The organism is Aeribacillus sp. FSL K6-2848 (assembly GCF_038004325.1).
GTDB classification, from domain to species: Bacteria; Bacillota; Bacilli; order Bacillales; family Aeribacillaceae; genus Aeribacillus; species Aeribacillus composti.
Genome location: NZ_JBBOQQ010000002.1, coordinates 12,289 through 37,253, shown reverse-complemented (window position 1 = coordinate 37,253; position 24,965 = coordinate 12,289). Strand labels below are relative to the sequence as shown.

27 protein-coding genes and 1 pseudogene are annotated in these 24,965 nt (G+C 40.5%); 16 read left to right on the top strand and 12 right to left on the bottom strand.

Going from position 1 to position 24,965, the window contains the following annotated elements:
- Positions 1–94: 94 nt before the first annotated feature.
- From NSS70_RS20640 to mobQ, 7 genes are read right to left on the bottom strand one after another with little or no spacing between them, the layout of a single operon-like run.
- A complete protein-coding gene (locus tag NSS70_RS20640; protein WP_236927543.1) occupies positions 95–937 on the bottom strand; it encodes a hypothetical protein in 843 nt (280 codons plus the stop codon).
- A complete protein-coding gene (locus NSS70_RS20635) occupies positions 930–1,286 on the bottom strand; it encodes a hypothetical protein (RefSeq protein WP_033017425.1) in 357 nt (118 codons plus the stop codon). Before NSS70_RS20635 ends, NSS70_RS20640 begins: the two co-directional genes overlap by 8 nt.
- Positions 1,287–1,302: 16 nt before the next feature.
- A complete protein-coding gene (locus NSS70_RS20630) occupies positions 1,303–2,295 on the bottom strand; it encodes an ArdC-like ssDNA-binding domain-containing protein (protein ID WP_340882706.1) in 993 nt (330 codons plus the stop codon).
- Entirely contained in the window at positions 2,292–2,486 is a 195-nt protein-coding gene (locus NSS70_RS20625; RefSeq protein ID WP_008881725.1) for a hypothetical protein, read from the bottom strand. Before NSS70_RS20625 ends, NSS70_RS20630 begins: the two co-directional genes overlap by 4 nt.
- Positions 2,487–2,518: 32 nt before the next feature.
- Positions 2,519–4,639, bottom strand: coding sequence for a type IA DNA topoisomerase (locus NSS70_RS20620; protein WP_340882703.1), 2,121 nt, complete (start codon positions 4,637–4,639; stop codon positions 2,519–2,521).
- A 21-nt stretch (positions 4,640–4,660) separates the two neighbouring features.
- Entirely contained in the window at positions 4,661–6,796 is a 2,136-nt protein-coding gene (locus NSS70_RS20615) for a VirD4-like conjugal transfer protein, CD1115 family (RefSeq protein ID WP_340882700.1), read from the bottom strand.
- An 18-nt stretch (positions 6,797–6,814) separates the two neighbouring features.
- Positions 6,815–8,746, bottom strand: coding sequence for a MobQ family relaxase (mobQ, locus tag NSS70_RS20610; protein ID WP_340882698.1), 1,932 nt, complete (start codon positions 8,744–8,746; stop codon positions 6,815–6,817).
- Between the two features lie 227 nt (positions 8,747–8,973).
- On the opposite strand from mobQ, the gene NSS70_RS20605 reads away from it, so the two are divergent.
- Genes NSS70_RS20605 through NSS70_RS20595 form a run of 3 tightly spaced genes read left to right on the top strand, consistent with a single transcriptional unit; the run spans position 8,974 to position 10,118 of the window.
- Positions 8,974–9,225, top strand: a complete 252-nt coding sequence (locus NSS70_RS20605) for a hypothetical protein (RefSeq protein ID WP_340882696.1) — start codon at positions 8,974–8,976, stop codon at positions 9,223–9,225.
- Positions 9,200–9,454: a hypothetical protein gene (locus NSS70_RS20600; RefSeq protein WP_340858317.1), complete on the top strand. Its 255-nt coding sequence runs from the start codon at positions 9,200–9,202 to the stop codon at positions 9,452–9,454. The genes NSS70_RS20605 and NSS70_RS20600 overlap by 26 nt, the downstream gene beginning before the upstream one ends.
- A gap of 16 nt (positions 9,455–9,470) precedes the next feature.
- Positions 9,471–10,118 carry a hypothetical protein gene (locus NSS70_RS20595; RefSeq protein WP_340882694.1) on the top strand — a complete coding sequence of 216 codons (648 nt, stop codon included), beginning with the start codon at positions 9,471–9,473 and terminating at the stop codon, positions 10,116–10,118.
- 61 nt (positions 10,119–10,179) lie between these two features.
- Here the strand turns inward: NSS70_RS20595 and NSS70_RS20590 are convergent, their stop codons facing one another.
- Complete coding sequence (locus NSS70_RS20590) at positions 10,180–10,725, bottom strand: cupin domain-containing protein (protein ID WP_008881732.1); 546 nt, start codon at positions 10,723–10,725, stop codon at positions 10,180–10,182.
- A 510-nt stretch (positions 10,726–11,235) separates the two neighbouring features.
- On the opposite strand from NSS70_RS20590, the gene NSS70_RS20585 reads away from it, so the two are divergent.
- Both NSS70_RS20585 and NSS70_RS20580 read left to right on the top strand, forming a co-directional pair.
- The gene (locus NSS70_RS20585; RefSeq protein WP_340789976.1) at positions 11,236–12,387 is read left to right on the top strand and encodes a ParM/StbA family protein; all 1,152 of its coding nucleotides are present in this window, start codon (positions 11,236–11,238) and stop codon (positions 12,385–12,387) included.
- Between the two features lie 18 nt (positions 12,388–12,405).
- Positions 12,406–12,777: a hypothetical protein gene (locus NSS70_RS20580; RefSeq protein ID WP_340789973.1), complete on the top strand. Its 372-nt coding sequence runs from the start codon at positions 12,406–12,408 to the stop codon at positions 12,775–12,777.
- Between the two features lie 45 nt (positions 12,778–12,822).
- On the opposite strand, the gene NSS70_RS20575 is transcribed toward NSS70_RS20580, so the two are convergent.
- Positions 12,823–13,230, bottom strand: a complete 408-nt coding sequence (locus NSS70_RS20575) for a CopG family transcriptional regulator (RefSeq protein WP_340882692.1) — start codon at positions 13,228–13,230, stop codon at positions 12,823–12,825.
- Positions 13,231–13,370: 140 nt separating this feature from the next.
- Complete coding sequence (locus NSS70_RS20570; RefSeq protein ID WP_340882689.1) at positions 13,371–13,568, bottom strand: hypothetical protein; 198 nt, start codon at positions 13,566–13,568, stop codon at positions 13,371–13,373.
- A gap of 28 nt (positions 13,569–13,596) precedes the next feature.
- On the opposite strand from NSS70_RS20570, the pseudogene NSS70_RS20565 reads away from it, so the two are divergent.
- Positions 13,597–13,779 (top strand): annotated as a pseudogene (locus tag NSS70_RS20565) (endonuclease domain-containing protein); the annotation flags it as partial.
- A 76-nt stretch (positions 13,780–13,855) separates the two neighbouring features.
- Here NSS70_RS20565 and NSS70_RS20560 read toward each other — a convergent pair.
- Entirely contained in the window at positions 13,856–14,881 is a 1,026-nt protein-coding gene (locus NSS70_RS20560) for a RepA protein (RefSeq protein ID WP_340882687.1), read from the bottom strand.
- A 336-nt stretch (positions 14,882–15,217) separates the two neighbouring features.
- Positions 15,218–15,760, bottom strand: coding sequence for a MerR family transcriptional regulator (locus NSS70_RS20555; protein WP_340882683.1), 543 nt, complete (start codon positions 15,758–15,760; stop codon positions 15,218–15,220).
- A 195-nt stretch (positions 15,761–15,955) separates the two neighbouring features.
- Between NSS70_RS20555 and NSS70_RS20550 the strand changes: the two genes are divergently transcribed.
- The 10 genes from NSS70_RS20550 to NSS70_RS20505 all read left to right on the top strand — a co-directional run bounded on the left by NSS70_RS20550 (position 15,956) and on the right by NSS70_RS20505 (position 24,963).
- The gene (locus NSS70_RS20550; RefSeq protein WP_340790051.1) at positions 15,956–16,591 is read left to right on the top strand and encodes a hypothetical protein; all 636 of its coding nucleotides are present in this window, start codon (positions 15,956–15,958) and stop codon (positions 16,589–16,591) included.
- A gap of 119 nt (positions 16,592–16,710) precedes the next feature.
- A complete protein-coding gene (locus NSS70_RS20545; protein ID WP_340790050.1) occupies positions 16,711–16,935 on the top strand; it encodes a hypothetical protein in 225 nt (74 codons plus the stop codon).
- A gap of 7 nt (positions 16,936–16,942) precedes the next feature.
- A complete protein-coding gene (locus NSS70_RS20540) occupies positions 16,943–17,989 on the top strand; it encodes a hypothetical protein (protein ID WP_340858349.1) in 1,047 nt (348 codons plus the stop codon).
- A gap of 16 nt (positions 17,990–18,005) precedes the next feature.
- On the top strand, positions 18,006–19,838 hold the full coding sequence (locus tag NSS70_RS20535) for a VirB4 family type IV secretion system protein (protein WP_340858348.1): 1,833 nt from the start codon (positions 18,006–18,008) through the stop codon (positions 19,836–19,838).
- Positions 19,839–19,847: 9 nt separating this feature from the next.
- Entirely contained in the window at positions 19,848–20,882 is a 1,035-nt protein-coding gene (locus NSS70_RS20530; RefSeq protein ID WP_340858347.1) for a peptidoglycan DD-metalloendopeptidase family protein, read from the top strand.
- A complete protein-coding gene (locus tag NSS70_RS20525; protein ID WP_340790045.1) occupies positions 20,879–21,427 on the top strand; it encodes a hypothetical protein in 549 nt (182 codons plus the stop codon). Before NSS70_RS20530 ends, NSS70_RS20525 begins: the two co-directional genes overlap by 4 nt.
- 20 nt (positions 21,428–21,447) lie before the next feature.
- Positions 21,448–21,714, top strand: a complete 267-nt coding sequence (locus NSS70_RS20520; protein WP_340882679.1) for a hypothetical protein — start codon at positions 21,448–21,450, stop codon at positions 21,712–21,714.
- Positions 21,707–22,750: a conjugal transfer protein TrbL family protein gene (locus tag NSS70_RS20515; RefSeq protein ID WP_340882676.1), complete on the top strand. Its 1,044-nt coding sequence runs from the start codon at positions 21,707–21,709 to the stop codon at positions 22,748–22,750. The genes NSS70_RS20520 and NSS70_RS20515 overlap by 8 nt, the downstream gene beginning before the upstream one ends.
- A gap of 15 nt (positions 22,751–22,765) precedes the next feature.
- Positions 22,766–23,434 carry a hypothetical protein gene (locus tag NSS70_RS20510; RefSeq protein ID WP_340882673.1) on the top strand — a complete coding sequence of 223 codons (669 nt, stop codon included), beginning with the start codon at positions 22,766–22,768 and terminating at the stop codon, positions 23,432–23,434.
- A 17-nt stretch (positions 23,435–23,451) separates the two neighbouring features.
- Entirely contained in the window at positions 23,452–24,963 is a 1,512-nt protein-coding gene (locus tag NSS70_RS20505; RefSeq protein WP_340882671.1) for a hypothetical protein, read from the top strand.
- Positions 24,964–24,965: the final 2 nt, after the last annotated feature.

Here is a 24,965-nt window from a genome sequence, read left to right as displayed (position 1 = left end):
ATTTTTAGCCTGTTCCATTTTTTTAAATGCAACGGCCTAAAAATGCGCCAGGACAAGACTAAAGAATATTGCTTTTATAGCGAAAGAACCTCTCTTATCGTTCTAGTACGCTTGATCTTTCTCGGAATTTCTCTAATGATTGATATTTATCGGGATGGGGTTGTGGGTCAGGTTTTAATTGCAAGAACGGATTCTTCCATAAAGCATAAAATTTCACATCCTCCCGAATCCATTCCTTGGCTTTCTTCGGTTCTTTCCAGTCTTCTCGAATTTCTTGCAACGATTTCTTTGTGGCAAAAGTGTGCGTGAAAGTGCCTTTATCTCCTTCTAACTGTACGGATAGAATATGTAAATGATTCCTCTTTTCCAACAATTGAATCGCCTTCACTCTAAATTCTTCGTTTCTCACAAACTCGTATTGATGATTCCCGCGATCATCTCGCATAAACTGCATTTTCTCGGCCAGTGTGACTTCTTTGAAAAAACCCATGAATTTTGCATAATAAGGATTTTCTTTCTCCATTTCAAGAACATGAATCGGGCGATTCCTGATCGTTTCGTGAATATCAATTAATTGTATCTTCGTTTCTAAGGGCAAGCTGCCAACTTTTAATATCATTTGTTCCTTTCGGATAAGGGGAAAACGATGAGCTTTAATCACCCCTTTTAAAGCAATATCAGATCGATCGCTAATAATATTGGCAGGTACTCTTAATTCGTTTTCCTTTAATCGATAATAGGGCTGCTCTGTTTTTCCTCCTTTAGTAACAATGGCGTGGGCAGGAAGAGTGGCGTATCCGCCCCTGAAATTTCCGATCACAACAGCAAAACGGGTTTTCGTAGGGGCGGCGTGTGCTTCTTTATATTGAAGATTGGGATAGTCCCTCACTAACACAATATCTCCTGTACGAATGGACATCCAATCATTCTTATTCACGGATTCCCCACGCTTTCTTTACGGCGTCGGCTAATTTTTCTTCATCGTTTTCGTCCAACGCTTTTTCGATCTCTCTCACTGTTTCTTCTGGTACTCCTTCATCTACAGCTTCTTCTAAATACTCAACTAAGTAAAAAGCATACGAAGGATTCGGACGTCCCTCTTTCTCATGGATTTCCACCCTTGATTTTAAATAGTTCAAGGCCTCGTCAAGATACTTTTCTTCTTCCTCCGTAATTTCTAAGTCTTCGATCAGTTGCTCTCTTGTTTTATCAAAGGTCGTGTAACTCCATAAAAAATCATAATATTCGTCTGGGGTCATTTTACAGAACGGTTTTGTCTTTTCCATATTCATCACCTCATTATTAACGTTGCAGCTGCATCTCTTTATCTTTTTCGTTTTTATTGTTTTTGTCTTGATCTTTAGATGACTCATGCATCTGACGCAATTCTTTGATTCGTTCTTTCATCAACTCGTCAATTTCTTGGATAATACCCTGGGCGACATGCTGAATCTCTTTCATGGCCTGTTTCGCCAACTGAATGTCTTTAGCCCAGGTCGCAATATATCCAGCGCTGTATGGTTCTGTGTCCAATCCGTAATATTTGGAGACGATAAATGCAACAGCTTCAGCTTGTGCTTCTTTGTGTCCTCTAGGCAAGTTTTGCATGTCACTGTCTTTATGATGCAATTGAGCGTGGGCGTATTCGTGAATGAGCGTTTTGAATTTCAATGAAGTATTTTCAACAGACGCATTAATACGAATAAGGTGCTTTGCTCGATCATAGTACCCCTTTGTATTCGGGTCGTCCAATACCTCTTCTTTCACCTCAATTCTGTTTTTATTCAAATGAGCCAGAAAATGCTTGTAAAGCGACTGAATGCGTTCACTTTCCTTTAAATCTTCACGAATCAATTTTCGGATATCAAACAGCTCTTTTCCTTGGGTTTGGCTAATATCAAAGACGTTGACAAAGCGAAAGCCTTTTAGAATTTCTTTCTTTTCCATCACTGTTCGCCCCTTTTCATCACGGACAGGCTCGTTCGTTTCAGAGTCAATTTTGGGTTGCAACTTCTTCTCGAAGATCGGCGCAAAAATCTTAATGGCCTTTTCGCCTTTTTGAACGTGTCTGCCAAGCTCCTGCCACGCTTTGTATCCCATAACCAACGTGGCATTTGGTTTCTGTGATAAAATCATCATGACATTGTGAAGGCTGTACTTTGGAAACCGCGCAACCACCTCCAAGTATCGTTGAAACTCTCCGTTCTTGAAAAGGCGTTCAATGGCTTGATCGACTTCTTTTTGGATTTTGTTCAGCTTTTCTTTGTATTCATTCGATTGTTGGTAATAACTCACGATTCATCCCTCACTATGGCGTACAGTGGCTCATACAGTTTTTTCCCGTTCTCTTCATATTCCAGATACCCTACTATCTCATAATCAATGAGAAATTCTCCTGAAGGAATCTCAAAAAGGGTCTTAAGACCCGGCGGCTTAGTGCGATAAATCGGCTTTTCGCTGCCCAGGATTTCGTGGTACTCGTACATAATTGGTCATCCTTTCTTCAAATGGTCTTGGTTTATTGGAATGTGAACTGGATTTCCCCTTTTTGGAGTGTCAAATAGGCGTCAAAGGACTTTTTCCCTTTGAATCCCTTGATCTTATTGGTTTTTCCCTTTTCACAAAGCTGCTTAACGTGTGTCTTAGTGATGTTTTTTCCTAAAATGGACTTCGGAAATGTCTGCTTACACCCGTTGGCATACTCTGTACATCCGTAGAATGTCTTTCGATCGACAATGTATCCTTTTTGACAACGAGGGCATGGGGCGATCGTATTTTCCTTCTTGATCTCTTCAAGCGCCTGTTTGGCATCGATACGTTCAACATCCTGAGAAGCCTGTTGAATCAGTGCATAACATAGCTTTTTCGCCTGTTCGATAAACACCTCTTTCGATCGGTTGCCTTTCCCGATTTCTTGCAAAAACAGCTCCCATTTCGCTGTCATTTCCGGCTTGGATAGAATAGTTCCTTTGACTGATTCGCAAAGGATTTCTCCTTTCTTCGTCACAAACACTTGGTTTTTCTTTACTTCGATTAGTCGCCGTTGAATCAAGGTATCAATAATGGCTGCTCTTGTGGCTTCGGTTCCTAACCCCTCAACCTGATTCAGCGCTTCTTTCATCTCCCGATCTTCTACGTACTTTCCGGCTGTTTTCATTAGTGTAATAAGCTGTCCTTGGGTATACGGCTTTGGTGGTTGAGTCATCCCTTGTTTAACTGAAATATCGGCTTTAGCCGATTCTCCTTCTTTAACTTCAGGTAAAATAGCTACTTGTTCCCCTTCACTTTCTTCGTCTTTTTCGTTTTGATACAGAGCCTTCCATCCCATCTCTTTCTCTGTTCGTCCTTTAGTGACAAATTCTTGTTTTCCAACAGAAGTAATGATGACGGTTTCGTCATAAACATAATCAGTCATGAACATAGCCAGGGCGCTTTTTAAGATTTCGTAATACACTTCTTTTTTGTCAGACGAAAAAGTTTCAAACGCCTTAGTGTCAGGGACTTTTTCTGTTGGAATAATGGCGTAGTGATCGCTCACTTTCTCTGGATTTACATAGCGTTTAGAAGGCTGAAGCGAACGAATAGGAACATGAATGTCTAGACACTGTTGATATTGATTCACATACTTTTGTAAGTAGGTGTATTCTTCCTCGGTGATATATTGCGAATCGGTTCGAGGATACGATACATATCCTTTCTCGTATAAAGATTGCACAAGCTCCAATACTTTCGTTGGGCTGAACTTTTTGGTTCGGTTGAGCTTGCTTTGCAACGTAGATAAACTATGGAGTTTCGGAGCTGGTGTTCGTTTTTCGCTGATTCGTACGCTCTTAATCACTGCTTGGTAGGTCTGTTGTTCTTTCGTGATGTCGGGACGGACAGTTTCGTATAGTTCATCAAGAGACGAAAAACGTTTGTTTAGTTTTCCTCGGTATGTTCCGTTCTTAACTGTAAACTGCCCCTCTAGTTCATAAAACGGTTCCGGCCGAAAGTGTTCAATTTCTTTTTGGCGATCATAGATCAGTTTCAAAACGGGAGTCTGCACCCGTCCGACGCTAAATACATCCCGGATGCCCTTTTGCTGAAGAAGAAGCGTATAGAGCCGACTAGCATTCATTCCTACTAGCCAGTCGGCGATCTGTCTCGCCTGGGCTTCATGAAACAAATGGATGGTTTCTTTCCCATCTTTCAGTTCAGCAAACCCTTTTCGAATGGCATTTTCGGTTAGAGATGATGTCCAAAAGCGCTTAATCCGTTTTTTCGAGCATCCGGCCATGAGGATAAGCAGACGAGCGATATTTTCTCCTTCCCTGGCTGGATCGGTCGCAATAATGATTTCATCAGCCTCTTTAAGCAGCTTCTTAACGGTTTGAAACTGTTTCGCTTTATCCTTCGACACTTTGTACTCAAACTGCCCAGGAATAATCGGCAAAGTGGCCAAGTCCCATTTTTTCCATTCCGGACGGTATTCCTCTGGCTCTTTTAGCTCGACTAGATGGCCAATTGCCCAGGTCACTGTTGCCCCGTTCGGAAATTCTTTACACGACTGAATAGAAAGAAAACCGTTTCCTTTGGTATGTGGAAACGGTGATGCGAGTTTTCGTGCCTGGTCGGGTTTTTCTGCAAGAATGACGATCATGAAAGCATCCCCCTATCGATTTCAAATTGGCAGCTCGTCGGCGATTTTCTGATTGCTTTCTTCTTGCTCTCCTTCGCTGTCATCGCTGAATTCGCTGAATTCTTCAATGATCTCCATTAAGTCCTCCTCGGTGATCTCATCTTCCATTTCATCGAATGCGTCTAATTCTTCCTCAATTTCATCTAAAATCGATTGTAGTTCTTCTGCTTCTCCCACTTCTTCGGATTCGTTTTCTTCATCTTCGTTTTCATCCTCAACGTTGCCAAGTAATACCCTCAATTCCTCTTCGGTAATCTCTTCGTCCTCTTCTTCTTCGTCAATCTTATTGATCTCATCGATCATTTCGTTAAGCAATACCACATCCGACTCTTCTAACTCTTGCTTGACTTCTTGGATGTCTTGGGCAGCCGAATCTTCTTCATCCCATACCCATTCTCCATTCCACAACGGCGCAGTATATCCTAAACGGCTTCGGTATTTTTCATAGTTGCTCAATAAATCGCCGTAAATATCGAACTGCCACGCTTTTTCTAGCTTCATCGGGTAAGCCCCAGATACGAATAAATAACAAGTGTTTTTGTCCATGTTCATAAGTTCGCCCGGCGTAATCAATGAGCGCTTTACATATTGCTCTGAAATGCTTTTGCTGCCTTCCTTACGTCCATAGGAAGCACTTTTCTGTTTGTGCTTCACCGTAGTCTCTCCGGCGAGTTCGCTAAAGTATTTCGCTGTTTTCGTGTCTTTTGTTCGCAGAAACAACTGAGTATCGTGGTTATTGATGATCGAACGAGCCATTTCCGGACCATATCGTTTTTTGTCCTCTAGCTGTCCGATGTCCTGGATAATCGTCATCATGGCCATACCAAGTCCACGACAGGTTGCCAATACTCGCGGATATTTGTTGATCGTGCCGATGTTGGCGAATTCGTCCAACAGAAAGATAGTGGGAATCGGTAACTTCGAGTGATTCTTGTCAGCAATGTCGTACAGAACAGCGATCAACTGTTCAAAGAACGTGGCGGTCAATTGAACAAACGGGTTTTCATCCATGCGAATCTTGATGTACAAAACGGATTTTTCTTTCTGCAAGTCATGAAATTTAAAATCGCTCTTAGCAGTCATTTTTGCGATCTTTTGCATCGAAAAAATGGAGATTTGTTGCGCCAAGGTCGCCATGATGCCGGCTCTAGTGTTCCCACTGCTCATGTTTGCAAGGGTGAACATATGATAAGCCGGATGGTCTGGAGACATGTTTTTAATGATTTCATCCAAATATTCTTCGTCTTTTCCTGCTCTTGCCACCATTTCAACGACATGGCGCATATTGGCTTTGTCTTTGTATTTTTCCTTCACGTACAGGATGAATGCTGACAGAAAGGCGACAGCTGATTCACTCCAGAAATCGCGTTTTCCTTCGTCAACCGAGTTAGAAGCGATCGTATTAGCAATTGCCCTAGCATCCTCATCATCTTCGACGTAGTCTAATGGATTGTATCGATCACAATTGACGAAATTGATAAAGTCTACCTGATAGACTTTGTATCCTTGGTCCCTTTTGATCTGATGGGTAGCTTCATATATTTCCCCTTTCGGGTCTGTCACAATAATGGTTTCTTCCGTATGGTTAATCATGTTAGGAAAGACGAATGATTGACCTTTCCCAGACCCCGACGAACCAATGACCAAGACATTTCGGTTATCGATCGTCGTGTTTCTCGGAATGATGAGAAGTTCCCGTTTTTTTGGCACTTTGCCAACGATAATCCCTTTTTCCATCTGAAAAGCGTCAACAGGGTCTATCGTATACGAGTTGTTTTTCGAGAACATCTTGCCGTCGATCACTTCATCCGGCGTTCCCCACCGGGAAGTCCCGTGCAGACCGAAATCGCTGGCATATTCCAACTTCGGAATGAGAATGGATGACCGAAAAGTGTATAGCAGCGCTGCTAAAATCACAAACGGAGCCAATGAGAAAACTGTTTTTAAGTTTTCTTCTGCATAAACAAACGTGATTAACTCTTTCGGTCTTAATAAAATTTCTTTTAAGTCGCCTCCGTTCCCGATCATATAAAACAATCCCATCAGAACATAGGCAGCTATAACGGTCAACACAACACTAGCGAATATCGGCTTCCAGGCATCTTTTTTTAAGTTCATCGTGATTTCCTCTCCCCCTTAGCGTTCAAATTCTTGACCACGATATCTTCTGCGTTGCCGTTTCTTCGTTGGATCTTTCTCATATTTCTTGCGATCATTCGCTCGTTGCGCTTCTTCTATCGCTTCTAACAAGCCATCAGCCACATGTTGCCGGTATTGATACTCCATGATCTGCGCTTCTGTTTCAGGTTTTGGCATACGTTCGAGTTTTTGTTGTTCGCTAACGTGGATACGGCGTAAATCTGCTTCAAGGTCTTTACTGCTTTCTCCACGTTCCACCAACTCATGCAACTGCAACAAGGCTGCCGTGTTCGTGATCGATACATCTCTGCCGTAATGCTCGCTCAAAATGGCTTGCAAAACGGCTTTATTTTCTTCAAGCTCCTTGCTCATCTTTTCTTTTCTCAACATGCATTGCTCGATCTTCCGGCTCGCTTCAAAGGCTTGCTCAAAGTCTCTTGCCTTCAATGCCTCCATGCGCTCTTTCGATTGCTTCTGAATCGTGCGATTCAAAACGAAGAGACTTTGATACATGTTTCGGGTTTGCTCCGCGAAGGTTGGCATCCGATGAATCTCTTGCTCTTTCTTCGCCGCATAAGCAGGAATTTCACTCTCTGGCAACACACCCCCTGTGTCCTTAAAGTATTGAACGGCATGATGTTTTTCTTCAATCCGGAAGTCAGCTCCGGCATGAGGATACAAGGCTCGGAACTCTTCTTCTGTTAGCCGTTTTTGCACTTCCAGTGCTAATTCGGCTTTCTTCAGAACAGCTTCGTATTTGGTTAACTCGTTTTCAAAGGATTTCTCCATCTCTTTAAGTTGAGCGATTTTTTCTCTTAGTTGCTCATTAAATTTTCCTGGATGGAAGCCGTACTGAATCACTTGTTTTGGTTCTTGCTGATACGCATGATACGCCTTATTGATGACATTCTTAAGCGCTCGCAGCTTCAGCTGCTGGCTGTCGATTTTTTTCTTCCAATTGCCTTCGGCCAGATCATGATACACACGTCTTGCTACTGCGAAATCTACATATGATTTCGCACGTTTAGCGACCAAAAGTAATGATGCTTTTTCTACATCATTTAAAGAAGCGTTTTTTCTAATAGATTCGATAGTTTTATTCAGTGATTTTTCATTTTGATAATTAGAAATTGAAACAACTTTTTCTCGTTGTTTCAACGCATTTAGTTCCTTGTTAATTTCTTGAATTTCTTGATTCAATTTTCCGTAATATGTAACCGGCTCATACGGTTTTCCTTGCTTTTCAGCTTCTCTTTTCATTCGTTGTTCATATTGATACGCCTCACGAGAAAGACGAATTTGAGGTACTTTATCAATTCCTTGTTTCTCATAACTTTCATGAGAAACTCGGTCATTGATTCCTTTTTCTTTGAATTTTTCGTTGATCCGATCGGCGAAATTTTTTCTCCATTTCAGAAGCGTTTCTTTATCATTCCAGTTTGTTAAATGAACGGATTTTCCGTTCACTTTTTTACGTTTCTTCCCCCATGTTCCATCTTCATTAAACGGACGCATCGTTAACATGATGTGAGCGTGTGGATTGTGTTTTTTATCAAGGTGTATAGCGATATCTGCCACCATTCCTTCATCCGCAAAATTTTCTTTACAAAAGTCCAAAAGTAATTGCGTTTGCTCTTTATTGGTTAATTGTGTTGGAAGAGCGACAATGATTTCTCTAGCTAATTGAGCGTTATGTTGTTTTTCAACTTTCTCCACTTCGTTCCATAAACGTTCGCGATTGTAGACCCACTCTGGAGCATGTTTTGGCGCAAGAATATAAGTTTCCGGAGGAACGTCACGATGGCCGTATTTTTTCGTTAATCCATCCCGTTCTGAATACAATGCTTCTCCACTTCGATAGGCAGCGCAAGCAACGGCTGAACGATTTGATTTACTAATGATTTGTGTACGGAATAGAAAGTATGCCATCGTCATTCCTCCTTTCTTAATTTTTTTAGCCCCTGCGGGTCATTTGTCGAAGACAAACTTTTTATCGAGCGAAGCGAGTTCCCATTTACCCCTGAAAGGGGTATAAATGGGCACTCATTTCATTCGTGACTTCATTATACCATAATTTTCTTATTTTGGATAGACATAAAATTCCTCATCATGTAAAATATTCTCAAGAAATATTCAAAGAAGAAAGGGTGAATGAAATGGCAAGAAAAGACCCTTTGTCCAGAGCACAAGAGATTGAGGAACAGATCAAAAAATTGCAGGAGAAGCAGCGAAAATACATCGAGCAAGCCCAAAAAGAAATCGGTCAGTATCTAATGGAAACGTGGGATATTGAAGATATCGAGCAGGCGAAATTGTTGATTGACAAATTCAAAGAAGAAGCAAAAAAATATTTCGGTAGTGGTCAAAACACGGAGGAATCCAATGAACAAAAAACGTCCGATCAGTGATCTGCAAAAACGAATTGAACAACTGGAAGAAAGAAAACGACAAATATTAAGATTAACAAAAGAACGCGAACGTAAAAAAAGAGCGCATCGGTTAATACAAACCGGCGCACTAGCGGAAAAGTACTTTGAATTGGAACACTTGACAATCCCAGAACGAGAAGAATTGTTTAAGATTTTCGCGAACTACATTAACGAAAAAAAGCCGGATAAATTTAAGAAAAAAGAATAAGGAGGCCACGGTTAATATGGACTCCCGAGATCACATCAACCAAAGTTTGTATGAGATACTTGAAGAGATTTTGGAAAAGGCTAAACGGTCACGAAAGTTAAATCCTCCCTCTCTTGAAAAAAGCGAATTGGAAGAAACTAAATCAAACGAAAAATCACTTAAAACTCTACTGAAGGCAAAAGAAAACCTGAACGATCTTAAACAGAAGCTGATGGAAAACCCGAAAAAGAATAAAAAAGAATTGGAACGCCTACAACGCATAGAATCGAAACTAGAAGTGAGTATTCGAAAAGCAGAGAGACGAGAAATCGCAAGAGCGCTAACTTCGTTAAAAAAAGACCCAAAACGAACCGTTTTTCGTTTAGTGGAAGCTAAAGACAGGTTAATGATTTTGAAAACAAAACTACAGGAAAATCCTCGGCGATACAAAGCCGAATTGCAGCGAATGGATGAACTGGAACAACGGCTGAATCAAAAAATCGAAAACGCTCGGTTAAAAACACTAAGAAGAGCCATCATGTATATTGAAAAAAATCCTAAACGATACAAGGAAGAGCTTCAGCGCTTCAACGAATTGGAAGCAAGACTAAAACAAGAGTTAGAAGAAAAACGAACGCAAGAAAAAGCTAAAACTAGAGAAAAGGATTTAGAGTTAATCCGATGATCCTTTTCTTTTATACACCAATCTGAGAAGCCGTTTTTTTAGGTATTTATTTTTGGCTCTTTTATTCAGCTGCCATAGCATCGGCTTTTGTTACATGTACAGTACCATGTGGATGCTGTGGAGGTGCATATATCGAGTAAAGTTTTAGCGGGATATTACCTGTATTGATTACGTTGTGCCATGTTCCAGCAGGTATCATAATGGCAGAGTCATCATAGACTTTTCTTTCAAAGTTTAAATTATCTTTACTTCTGCCCATTTGAACAATTCCTTGACCTTGTTCAATACGTAAGAATTGATCAACGTTAGGGTGAATTTCCAAACCAATATCTTCTCCAACATTGATACTCATCAATGTGACTTGCAAATGTTTTCCTGTCCATAAAGCAGTACGATACGTATTGTTTTGCTTTGCAGCCGCATTGATATTAACTACAAACGGTTCTGGTCCATAATCTTTTAACTTGATTTTACCTCTTCCCAAACCTAGTTGTTTAGCATACTCTATCTCATTAGGAATAGTCCAGTAAACAGGCTGTCTTCCATAGTTATACATTGGCACGTTAACATAATAAGGATATGGATATGGGTAAGGAACATAGTACATTTTTCTCACCTCCTTGCATATTTACAAAATAATCCTATGCATTATGTTTAGGGAATTTACTTAGATTCAGGGGGACTTATTTAAGAAATCGTTGTTAACCCAAAACACTTTACTCAATTAAATGACCCTTTAATAAAAGGAGAACACATATTACACATGAATAATATGTGTTCTCCTTTATTTTTACCTCTCTGATCCTCTTTCTGTTGATTTTCATTCATTCTGATAGGCCTCTCCATTTTATAAATGAATGAATAAAACATTCAATTTGAATGAATATAGAATGATAATACCCCTAATAAATGAATAATGAATTTAAAATAAATTAAATATGAATTAAAAATAATAGTGAATCTTATATAAATTAAATTTACATTTAAAATACATTCAAAAATATTTATTTTTTAAATTCATTTTGATTGATTATATAACATTAATGCTTTATAATGTAGATAAGAATTAATTATAAATTTAATTTGAATGTAAAATGAATTATTAGGGGGAGTTTAAATGAAAATAGTGGTGGCTAATGATATTGGGAATTCGGAAACAAAAATGATCGTGAACGATACGCTCATAAAACAACCATCGGTGGTCAAACGTCTGTTATCCAAGCCAAATGTGATGGAAACAAATGTGGAAAAAAACATTGCTAATTTATTGGATGAATTGATTGTTCATGTAACAAGTAACGCTATTAAACGAAGTGGCCTATACTTCATCGGAAAACGCGCCAATATAACGGCCGATAAAGTAGAAAATATGAATATCAAATTAGGGAATAAATCAAAACACGATATTCCAGTCCTAATGACGCTATCGATGCTTGCTGCTCGATCGGTTCAATTAGCATATCAAGAAAATCAAGAGCTTCCTTCATCAATTTCAGTAGATGTCTCAATGACAACAGCAATCCCTGCGTCAGAATATAGTGCCGATCAAGCCAGATACCTTGAAGGACGTTTCACAAGCAACGATCATGTGGTGATTGTATATGTCGGAGAAACTCCTGTGACCGTCACACTCCATTTTCAGACTGTGAAAGTCACTCAAGAAGGCATTCCAGCTCTATATGCCTTATTGGAACGTGACAATGAAATTCTGAAGAATTATAACGAGCACTATAAAAAACAAGCTGTACCAAAAGACTTCGCTAACAAACGAATTCTCCACGTAGATATTGGCGATGGAACAACGGAATATATCTATACTGTTGGAATGAATCCTGTAACAGATGTTTGTTCAGGGGAAAAACGAGGAGTGGGTCATGCCACGGAAGAAGCTACTCAATTGCTGAAAGAGGAAGTTGGCGGCTTTTTGAACCTAAATCGCCAGCAGTTTATGAATATTTTTTTAGATCCATCCCATCATCTTCACGATTTAGCCGTTCGCTTCATGCAAGAAGCACGTTATTCACAAGCTCAACGCATTTTAGAGGACATTCAGGAAAAATACAGCGACATAGCCGGAAACGTTGATGTAATTGCTGTATATGGTGGTGGCAGCATCCAGTTCAAAGAAGAACTTTATGAGGATTTATTGGACTTTGCAAATAACGTCCACTGTGAAGTTCTTTGGATTCCGGAAAAATACGCAGTGGATATGAACGTAAACGGATTGCATGTCATCAATGAGAAAATCTTGTTCAAAAAACAAAAATAATGAAAGAAGTGATACGATATGGCAAAACGAAAAATCGTCACTTGGAGGGTGGCTGATACCCCCCAAAGTGACTTGATTAATGAATGGCTGGACAAGCAGAAGAATATTCAAGTATCTCTCACTAACATCGTTTTACACATAATCGACCGTTTCGGAATGCGAGACATCACCGACTACGACATACAAAAAGTACTGTATCAAGAGTTTTCTTCTGGTACATCCAAAGAGTCCTCATTAAAGAACAAAACAGCCTCAAACCAAAATGAAGGAACAGGGGAAACAGACACGAGATCCTTAAACGATCCGGATTCGAAAAAAGACCGAGATAAAGAAAACCAAGATGATGATAATGATCTCTATAAAAACGTGGATATAAACAATCTTTTCTAAACAGGCTGACCAAGGTTTTGACCTTTAGGTCAGCCTGTTTTATATTCACCATATTTTCGATTTCAGTGTTTGGATTAACTCCCGAATCGCTGCTGATTCGGTAATATTTTTTGTCTGACAATATTGTTTCAACAACTGATAACCCTCATCGTCCAACCGGACGGTTACACGATGCGATAGCGTATTTTCCTCTTTAGGGCGTCCCTGTTTTAGCTTTTTCCGTTCATACGTTAAATCATCATATACCACGACATCTAAATATCCAAAGCGATCATAAATGTTTTGATTTTTCCGCACGAATTCTTCCCACATTTGAGGAATTTCACGAATCAGGCGCAAATATTCTTGTTGTAACTCCCATTTTTCCTTTTCTGTAGACGGTCGGCGTTGGGCAAACTGGGATAAGATCAATACCTGAAAATCATATTGTTCATAGCATCGTCCTTCTCTCATAAAAATCACCTTTTTTGTCTGACGTAAATTTATTTCTATATTATCACAAAAAAATAGAATGCGAGACATCACCGACTACGACATATAAAACGAGGACTACGCTCTTTTATTTAACACCTAAATTAATCTTGATCCCTCCACTATATTTCAGTTGGGACGCTGTCTTTGGTTTCGGTCGTTGTTCTTCCTTCGGCTTCGCTGGCTTCAACGACTGCATAAATTGCGTGAACGATTGCGCTTGTATCACCCGAAACGGATAACTCCCGTCTATCGCATACCGATGTTCCGATATGATTAGAACGATCGGAAAAACGGGCGGACGGTCTGTCGGCTGCCACGGTTCCTGCGTGATTATTCTACTCTGATAAAATCGCCATAGAGTGCGACGGCAAAGGATATCATTCGACGCCTGAGCAAAAAGCCCATGATCGGCGAAAAGACGCTTATTTGCGCAAAAATGGCTGGAAAGTTCTACGGTTTAGTGGGCGCATGATCTACCACGACTTGCCGAAAGTGATTGCGCAGATTGAAAAGGAAATACAGAACTAGCTCCAGGCAAAAGCTGGCGCTCGCCGGTTCCTTCGTGACATCGTACCAAATATTAAGCCGGCAGGTTTATAGTCTGTCACCTCGGTTGGCTTGCGGCGAACTTTTTCGGATTTAGCCTTCTATATTTTTTCAACCGTTCCTCAAGTTCCCGTCGTGCCTGTTCAATGTCGAAATCCTCATCATCCTTCGGTTGGTTGTAGTCCATCTTCAACCAATCCGGTACTAATTCTTTACGTGTCGGTTTCTGAATGTTTTGCCCTTCGCTAGAATTAGAGTCTACCATTTTCTTAACGGTTTCAAATGTCTTTTCTATGTAGGCCATGTATTTGAATCGTTTTCCTTTTAGTTTCTCCAACAGTTTGTTTTTCAAGTCATCATCATCAATCTTGTTGGCTTGTAGAAACTCATGGATCAAGTCGGATTGTTGCTGGTTGAATCCTTCGATCAAGGGATGATGATGATTTGAATCATTATTTATATCATTTGAATCATTATTTATATCATTTGAATCATTATTTATATCATTTGAATCATTATTAGGTTTCTCTTCGAAACCACCCCTGGTTTCCGTGGGAAACCACCCCTGGTTTCCGTGGGAAACCACCCCTGGTTTCTGTAGGAAACCATCCGAACTTTCGTTCTGTTTTCTGCCGCCTTTTTTGGCAAAAGTTCTGCTGCTTGTTTCATATTCAGTATCGTAATCACGAATCTTTTCAAGTGGCTGATATTTCTTTTGAATGTCGTTTTGCGGATACTCATAAACTACAATATTTACAGGTTTGTTACCTGGCTGTTCGCTATCTTCATATGTGACAAGATCAATCAAACCATAATTCCATAAAGGCCGGATGATCTCATTGTAGAATTTTTTCTTTCCAACCCCTAAACGTTTCATGACTTTGGAAAGGCTTGAAGGAATCACATCATTATCTTTGTCTTTTCGCTGATCTGAACGATCACACCAACTATAGAATTTTAGCCAAGCCGCGAAGGCTTCAGGACCAAGTTTATCAATCCAATCATCAGCAACAACAAAATGAAGAATTGGAAGCTGCAATTCGTTTCTATTTTTCTTCGCCTTAGTAAACTCTACTTTTGCCATATATATTCTCCTCCTGTTTCTCCCGAAATTTGGGACAAACAAAAGAGCGTGCCGCCGTACGTTTATACGTAGGCAAACACGCTCTCATCGGAGGAAAAACGAAAATTTCCAGGCGTTTCGCTCTTGCGTTAAACACATTTATGCATTAAAATGAAGACAAGGCATAAATATGTTAACACAAGAGCTTTCGAGCAGGTGTTTGCCGTAGGGTGAGTACGGCAGACGGTTGTAGCGGACCCCCAATCCGACTACAACGCGCTTCGAAAGCTCTTCTATTTTGTCCCGTTCTATTATGTTGTCTCTATTGTACTACTAATCTTCGAGTCGCGACAAGGTCTATTTTCCAAAAATTCTCGACAGCCATCCCCGTTTTTTTGTCCCCTTGTCCTCCGTTGTCGCAGCTGTCTCCAACGCGGCCTGCTTCTGTTCTTGAATGGCGCGAATAGATTCCATGAGTTTTCGGTCGCGTTCTTCCAGTCGTTGGTTGATGTAGCGTTGCTGCTCGTTGAGCTTTTCAATCAATTGACGATTCACCATTTCCAAGCGCTCGATTCGCTCGATTAGTTGATCTAGCTTGTCGTCATAGCGCGTCATATCGCTAGGTACGTCTAGCTCTTGAGCGATTTCCTCCGTTTCCTTGACACGCTTAACGACTTCGTTTACCGCGTTTTCAAGCGACATTCCTTCGTCTTGTGTGAGTCGTTTTAAATGTCGTAGGGCGACGATATCTTTTTCGTAATAGAGACGCTGTCCTTTGTCGTTCTTCTTAAACGGGTACCCGGCGTCTTCGAGCATGGCGCTCCATTTCCGTAAAGTTGACGAGGCAATCTCCAAATTATCCGACACGTCTTTCGAATAAAACGCGATTTTGTCTGACATAGCGCTATCAGCTACCTTTTTCATAGTTTTTCCTTATTATACAATGGTTTGGGCGCGTTATGTAGCGATTTTTATGCGATCTCGTACGCTATTAAACAGGTAAATATTGTATATGCATTTGGAAACTGATATACTTAGATTAACTTTGGACTTAAAGTTAGTCAAAATTCAAGGCGAAGGGTTGGGTATATTGGTATGAGATTGACGATCTCCATCAATCGCGAAATCAATGAGTTAATTCGGAAGATTGCCGAACAAATGGGAACAAGCAAGAGGAACGTTATCGCGTTTGCCTTGGCAGAAGTTCTGCAAAAAGGATATAGTTTCGAGCAACTGGAAGCGTTGAGAGAAAAGATCAATCTTGATTCCCAGACGACGATTTTTTTGACGGAGGAAATGGCGCGAAAAATTGAACAAATTGATCGTTTTGGTTTATCAAAAAGAACTTTTTTTGGATGTTTGATTTCTGATTATTTCCAAAAAAACAGTGAAAAGTTTCTCCTAGACTCTTCCGAAGATCTAGCAGAAGCCAAAAACAACGATTTAAGTCGTGACTATATCAACACCAATATGGACGAGGAGCTTAAAAAAAAAATAACTGATTTTTGCAAATCTAACTCTATTGCAATGAGTTTCTTGTTTTCGTATTATCTCTTGGCTAAGAATGTGCAGATACGCCCGTTCCAAATAAAGAAACGAGAATATCTGCATCTAAACATGAATGCGCTCGCCAGAAAAATGCTAGATAAAAAAAGTAGTGACATCAACGTGACTAGGCAATTTTATCTACATTTAGTCGCTTTGCAAATCTGTGAGGATTTCAATTTGTGAAATTTACAAAAATAGCGAGAAAATTCGCTATTTTTATTTACATTTTTTCTTGATTATGATATAATTTCCATATAATCAAAATAAAAAATAATCCATATTTGGAAAGGAGAGGAATTATTGTGTTTGACCAACTTCGAGGGCTATTGAATTCTTTGTTTGGAGACATTACGTCTACATTTATCACTTTGTTCGCCATTGGGATTCTTGTTTGTGGCCTATTGGCGGCATTTGGTGGAGAAGAAAATCAAGCAAAGTTCAAACGGGGGTTGTTTTTGTGTATCTCTGGGTTGATTGTGTTCTTGCTTGCCCGCCCGATTGTTTACTACTTCCAAAACAACCTCTAAGGGGTGAATGAATTTGGCATACGAAACACAGTCGATCGCTGAACGAAAGGAACAGTTGCGAGAAGAGGGTAAAGTGGAGTTGCCCTTAAACGTCGATACACGAAAGTATTTACTCTCTTTCATTCGTTATCGAGACGTGCTGATCTCCCTTCCGTTATTGATTGCTGGCATTGTGGCACTGTATATCATCCATCGAACGGGAATCGGCATTAATTCGCAGAACGTGATTGTCTGCCTCGCGCCATGGGCGACGTTCTTGCTGTTGCTGACGATTCAACATCCCGATCGGAAGAACATTTCGTTCTTCGAACACCGGATTGTTTGGCGAATCAAGTACAACAACCGTCAAAAACTGTTTGTTTACACAAAGGGTGATCTGATGGGAAAGAAGAAGGAAAAAGATGTTCGTGAACAGCTTGGCATTTCTAACATTTATTCCGACTGCTACGAAACAACGGACAAACGATTAGTTAAAGTGATTAAAGTGTCGAGCATTAATCTTTCGTTGCTAAATAACAAAGAGAAACGCATGATTTTTCAAGCATACGAAACGTTCCTCAACGACCTTCCAAAAAATCTGACGCTCCAAATCAGCCAAATCGCACAACCAGTCAACCTAAAAAACTACTTCATGTTCATCCAAGAGAAGACATCCCAAGAAGGAGATATATCAAAAAAGTTGTTGTCGGCGGGATATCTCAATTTCGTTGACAACATCCAAAAATCCAAGAACATGGTGTCCCGAAACCGTTATGTCATTATTTCCAAACCATTCACGGTGCAGAACAGAGACAGTGTCTTGGAGGAACTTGATCGACAGGCAAAAATCCTTGTTTCTCAAATCGAGAATATGCTCGGCGGTCGCTTTCAGCTGAAAGCAGAAATCTTAAACAACGAAGAGTTATTCCATCTCATCTACACCTGCGTTGACTACGAAAATGCACAAGTCAATGCGGAAATCAAAACAAGTACATTCCCAATCACGCTGGGAAAAGAGACATATATCGAGATGAAAAAGAGATGGGAGAAAGAAATAACGGAGAAAATCATTTAAGCCAGGGGGAAGGACGATGAGACTTACACTTCCTTTTTTCCGAAAAAAGAAAGAAGAGAGTTTGGAGGAATCGTATTACAACGCTAATGAACATATTTTGAATTTGCTTTCTCCTGACAGTATCGAAGAAAAAGAGAGTTATGTCCGTTCGGGTACGAACTATACCCGAACACTTGTTGTTGTAGAGTATTCATCCATTATTGTGCAGGAATACATTCAACGCTTGAATGACTTGAGCGATAACATCAGCGTCATTCAATACATCATGGAGTATGATTCTTCAGAAGTGCGGAGACATCTATCAGAAAGCATTAAGCAAAACAGTCAAAAACTATATTCCAAATATGTCAATGATGCAGGAAAAGCCGAAGCACAAGCGCAGATCGACAGTGCTAGAATGTTGCTTCATCAGCTGAGTTTCAAGAACGAAAAAATGTTCATGTTCCAAATGTTAATTCACATCGTCGCAAGCAACCTCAAAGAATTAGATGCACTAACTCAACAAGTCAAGGCCATTGTTGGCCCGTTTGCTAAGACATTAACCCCAACAACAAGAATGAAAGACGCTTTTGACAGCTTCTTGCCAATCGGCAAAAACAAAGTATATGACTTTACATATCGCCCGATGAATGCGGAAGCCGTTTCTTATTTCTTTCCGTTTCATGAAAATGAGATTTTCGACGAGAAAGGCATCATCAAGGGAAGAAACATGACAACCGGAAATGTGGTAATCGTAGACGATGATTTATTGTTAAACCGCCATGAATTTGTCATTGGGATTTCCGGTTCTGGGAAATCCACTTACATTTTTCAAGATATGATGCGGAAGTACATGTTAGGACGAAGAATCATTGTGATCGACCCGAAAGGAGAATTCGGGGAGGTATTTCGTACACTTGGCGGTGAGTGGGTGAAAATCAGCCTAAAAGGCGGGAACATCATCAATCCATTTGATATCCCGAAAAATCAACATGGAACAGAAGAAGGAAATCCACTGATCGCTAAAATCAGCACCTTGTTGACGATGTTCCGCCTCATGTATCCGCAGATGACAGATTTGCAGGAAGATGTCTTGTCGAAGTTATTAATTGAGCTGTACGCCAAGTTTGGCATCACGGAAGAAACAGACGTAAACGCATTAGCAGTAACGGACGTTCCGATCATGGAAGACTTCTATCATTTTCTTGAAGAAATCAAGGAAACAACCCCTGAAGAGTATGAGCACGTAAGGGACTTCCATACCACGTTGCACGCTTATGCGAAAGGCATGTTTGCCAAAGTGTTCAATGGGCATACCAACGTGGATGTGTCGAATCCACTTGTTGCTTATGATATTTTTGACCTCCAAAACCGGGAAAAAGCACAACGAGTAGTGTACTTCAATTTATTATCTCATATCAACTATGACATCTTGAACGGTGACCGGCATCCAACACAAGTGTATATTGACGAGGCGCATATCATCGCTGACCCAAAAGTGCCTCTGGCGATGGAATATGTGTATTTCATGATGAAAGTATTGCGGTCGTTTAATTGCGGTGTAACTCCTGCTACCCAGTCGATTAAAGACTTTCTGTCCGCGAAAGACGATAAACGAAACTATGGGGAAGCTGTCATTTCACAAGCTATTCAACGTTTATATCTCCCGATGCAAGAAGTAGAAATCAACTTCTTGGAGAAAGAACTTGGACATCAATTTTCTGAAGAGGAACGAACGACATTAACGGTCGTTGAGGGGCGAAAAGACGAACAAGCAGGTAAGGGCATCTATTTTGTCGGCTCGAAAAAAATCAAATTGGAAGTGCAGCTAACGGATGTTGAAAAACAACTATGGTTTGAACGGAAGTGAGTTGATCGTATGAAAGATGTCATACGCTCTCTACTTCTTTGGAAAGCAAGTCCGTTGATTTGGATCGGGGCTGGAGTTCTGTTTATCGTCGTACTCATTGGTGCCATCAGTAACGCTATTTTCGGGGAAGAAGAGAGCTTCTCCAATATCTCAGGCGGAGTAGCAATGTGTACGAAGGGAAAAGTGGATGAAGCAAGGATTGAAGAAGTACTATCTAACGCCGGAGTATTCACTGGAAAAAAAGAAGTATTTATGAACGCAGCTGAAAAATACGGCATTGATCCCGTGCTACTTATCGCCATTGCGTTGCATGAAACAGGATACGGAACATCCCCTGCCGTGAAAAACAAAAACAATCCTGGTGGCATTATGGACCCGAACACTGGAAAGCTGAAAGTATTTGATAGTCTGGAAGACGGCATCGATTTTATGGCAGGAAACCTCTATCGAGTGTATATATCTCAAGGATTAGTAACGATTCAACAGATTGGGGCAAAGTACGCTCCAATTGGAGCGAATAATGACCCCTCGAACTTAAACGCGAATTGGGTGCCAGTAGTCACCAATATCGCAAATGAACTAGGCGGCCTCTCGATGAACTGCGAAGTCATGGGGACAGGAGAATTCGCGCTGCCTACCGGTTCGATGAGTATCACGTCCAATTTTGGATATCGGAGTGATCCGTTCGGAGGCGGAACGGAATTCCACAAGGGAACAGACTTCGCTTGTTCGCGAGGTGATGCAATTTATGCAGCTGACGGGGGGCAAATTGTAGTGTCCGTGAAGTCCGGATATGGTGGCGGATACGGACACCATGTCATTATCAGCCACGGCGATATATTCACCTTGTACGGCCACATGGAACATGTGGATGTAGACGTAGGAGACACGGTGCAGAAAGGACAGAAGATCGGTACTTGCGGAACAACCGGTTCCTCAACGGGATACCACTTGCATTTTGAGGTTCAGCTAGACGGCATCTATGGTAAAAGAGTAGACCCAATGACGTACTTCCAGCCAGCAAAGAAGGAGGAAGATGAATGAGAATCACCGTTACTAACCTTGTGTTAATCGTTCTTCTATTGATTGCAGGAAGCTTTAGCTTCCTCTTGTATACGGACCTTCAGGAAGCAAAGGAAAAGATTGAGAAGTATCAAGATATCGAAAAGCTGAATCAACGATCAGAGGATTTTATCGAAGCGTTGGTTTATGGGAAACATAAAAAGTATCTGACCGGAGAACAACTGGCGCGATATGAAGCTGGCCTGAAAGAGTATGGAGAACCAACAGAAAAAAACATGGCGAAAATAAACGAATTTAAAATTCATCAGCTGTTCACAAAAAAGCAGAAAAATAAAGATGATGAGGCGGAATCGTATGCCATCGTACAGGTCCGATATGAAACAGGAGATCCTAATAAATACGGGGATGACTACATTCATACATTAACGGTCAACTCTCATTGGGTGAAAGACTCCGGAGAATGGAAAGTCGATCATATAGATATGGCTTTGCTTGAAGACAGCCGGGATGAAATGTTACGGAAACAAGCCGAAGAAGCGCTGCAGAAAGCTGGTCAAGCAAATTAAAGAAAAGGGGGAGAGGAAAAGTGAAACTGACGCCGGAACGGCGTAGACAGATATACGAGATCACGCAAAAAATACTCGCTATCTATGATCGTTTTTTCTCTTTTGTACTTAAGCTGTATGAAAAACCGGTGGAGCGAAAGAAAAGAGAGTTTTTCCTCACGTATCGCACAGAAATGACGGAAGAAGAAATTCGGGAGTATCAATATCGATTGACGGTAGGGTGGACGGTTCTCTTATTTATCTTCATTTTACTTTTGCTAGAGATCGGGGGGAGAATCTTTGGCTAAATTTGTTCGAGTCCTAGTCGTTGCGTTTCTGTTGTCCTTGGTGATCTTTCCAACGTCAAGTTTGGCGAAAACAGGAGATTTTTATGAAAAAAACAAAATGTTCTTTGAAGAACCGGAAAACTCAGATGACGAGAATAGATCGTCAAGTGCTTATATCGAGATTCTGAAAAACTACGATGACGACAGTCAATCGATTGAGTGCGGAAAATTTCAGGTTACTTGCCATATCTATAAATTCATCTTTGAAACGGGAGTTTCGGCGTTGGAATTCATTAAAGAAATCATGAAAAAGACGGTCATTTCTCCAACAGACATCATCCAGAATCCGTTGTATGAAAGATACCAGGACGGATTGTTCACGTTGTCAAAAACGGTATTGGCGATTTTTATCGTATTTAGTATGACAAAAATTATGAGCCTTCGCATGGCGGATGCAGATGACGGACCGATTGTCATGAATGAAAAGCTCGTAAGCATCTTCGTGATCTGTGTGTTCCTATTCTTGTACGAATCAATTATCCACTGGATTCTAAACTTCCAAGAAAAACTCATGACTGCGATCATTGACACGATACAAACAGAAAAAATGGTCGAAAACATGATCTCCAATATATTACTTTCTCCGGGGGTATTTGCTTTCATTACAGTATTAGTTATTGGAATCATTCTAGTGGTTCTAACACTTCAGTTTTTCTATCGCATCGCCCTCGTTGCGATCTTGTATATTATCGGCCCGATCGCTATTGTTACGAAAGTCAATGATACTTTTAACTTCTTTGATTTCTGGCTCAAACAATTCATCAGCGCGTTTCTCACGCTGGCGTTACAATTGATCGCTACGGCCATTGGACTGCAACGCTTTTTTGAGAGACCGCAGTATTTCGGTGACACAACGAATTTGTTTATCGGAACCGCCTTTTTCATTCTCGCTGTGACGTTGCCATCCCTCTTAGGTCAATGGGGATTGAGCACCGGTTCAGCCCGTTCGGTTATGTCCGGGGCTAAAACCATTGCCAGAGTGGCAATAAGACGATAAGGAGGTTAATGAAACGTGAAAAAAATATTGTTGGCCAGTGCAGCTGTGTCGTTGATGTTCTTGGCTGGATGTCAAAATGATCAACCTGAAGTCAAAAGCACACAAGTAGAGAATGGAACGAAGACCAAAGAAAATGGTGAAAACGAAAAAGCAAAAAGCGTCTTTACGAGAAAAGATCGTCAAATTGCAAAAGAAAAAGCTGAAAAATTTATCGTTCTTCTCACTGAATTTCATGGTCGCTCCATTTTTAGTGATGAAGACAATGCGAGAGTTCGTGCGGAGTTAAGCCAAAAGGCAGATGAACAAAAGTTGATTCATCCTGAAACTTCGTTCACAAATCTCACTAAATTTGATGATAATGCTAAAGAAGACAGTAGATTAATTCTTCGGAAAGATCGCTTTCAATTAGGCGATGAATTTAAAGAAATTTATTATAAGTACATTGATGTTCATGAATTGAGATTGCCAATTAAATATATCGTTAAGTCTGATACGTCCCCAGAGGATGTGGAGTTAGAGTCGTTTGTTCGTTTCGTTAAAACGACGGATGGAGAAATTTTAATTTTGGATGCGCCAATGTTGATCGGAATGGACTTGGAGAAAAAAGATGAGGACGCCTATTATGACGAGTACAACCGTAAGGAGATAGAACAAGAAGTCAAAGAAGAGCTGAATATTCAATGAGTGAGGTGAGATCGATCATGCAACAATTCACCATTAATAAATATGGCGAGGTCGAAGTGGAACAAAACGAACTTCGGTATTTTATTCCAATTGCATATACAGAAGCCAGTGAACTAGATGAATTGGAAGAGGCATATCGAAGAAAAGGAAAAGAACTAATGGACTCCCCGTATTACTTGTTTGCAAACAACCTCGAATTAGTACGAAATCGCTTCTGTTTCACGTTCCAGTTGGAGGAAATGAAAGCTTTTCATTATATTCGGCAGCTCCCGTTTGAGGAACAGTTATACTATCTTCGTTCGCTAGTGGAAATGGCGAAAAATATTGAACAGACGCCGATTTTATGGGGTAAAAATAGCCTTCTTGTGGACTTGACGGACAGAAAAATCAAAACGTTCCTCTTTGAGTTCGATAAACACCCGATTCATGTATCGCAAGATGCAGTGGACGGATTAAAAGAAACGATCATTCTTGCTTTGACGACGCTTCATCGTGTGTTGGGGAAACCAAGACGAATTGATTTCATCGATCAACGGGAGATCGTCATCCGTTTTGCGGAAAACATTTTACACGGAAAATCTGTTAGTGAAATCGGGAGAGTTGTAGAAGATACGATTTTGGAAATTGAACGTCAGTTAGAACAGGAGAAAAAAGAGCAGCCGAAATCCAACGTCCTTACGGCCTTTAAGGAAAAGTGGAACGCGAAAAAAGAAACGGCTGCTACTGTTGAACAGCCAGTCTGGCGTTTCTCCAAGAAAAAATCGAATCTTTCGGCACCATATGAAAAGAAAAAGTCGATTTGGGATAATAAATACGTGTATCTTTCTGCTTCGGCACTCGCTTTTGTCATTCTCATTGGAAACTCAACAGGGGCATTTGATTTTTCTAAACCTGAAGAAGCAAAAGCTAAACAAGAACAAACAGAAGTCATTCCATCCAGTAAGCTTGTCGGTGTTTATCAGAAAGCATTAACAGGTAATGAACAAGAAGCGTTAGATCAGTTAGAGCGATACGGATATGACAATCTAAGCAAGAAAGACCAAAAAGTGATGTTGAGTTTATATAAAGAGACGGGGCAGTCCGAAAAAGCGATTAAGCTGAAGCCGGAATATGCGGAAGAAGTCGTGAACGACTTAATCAGTAATCAAAAGTACGACGATTTAAGAACACTGCAAAGTAAAATTGATAATCCAGTTGTTAATTATGAGGTCGCTTTTTTAGATAAGAAATGGGAAGATGTAGTCCGATTAAAAGACAAAGTGAAAATGACCGACAGACGGGAAAACCAATTATTAAGCGCATATCTTCATTTGGGAAGAATGGATGAAGCTAAAAAATTGGTTGCGGAATCTCCTGAACTGAGCCAGAAAGTCCAGGATTTCGAGATGAAGAAAAAACAAGTCGAGAATTTGAAAATGCAGGTGCAACAGGTGCAAAAAAATGAAAAAGACGTGAAAAAACGTGATGAACAAGTGAAAAAACTGAATGAACAGATTAAGCAGCTGGAAGCAGCGATCAACAACATCTAAAA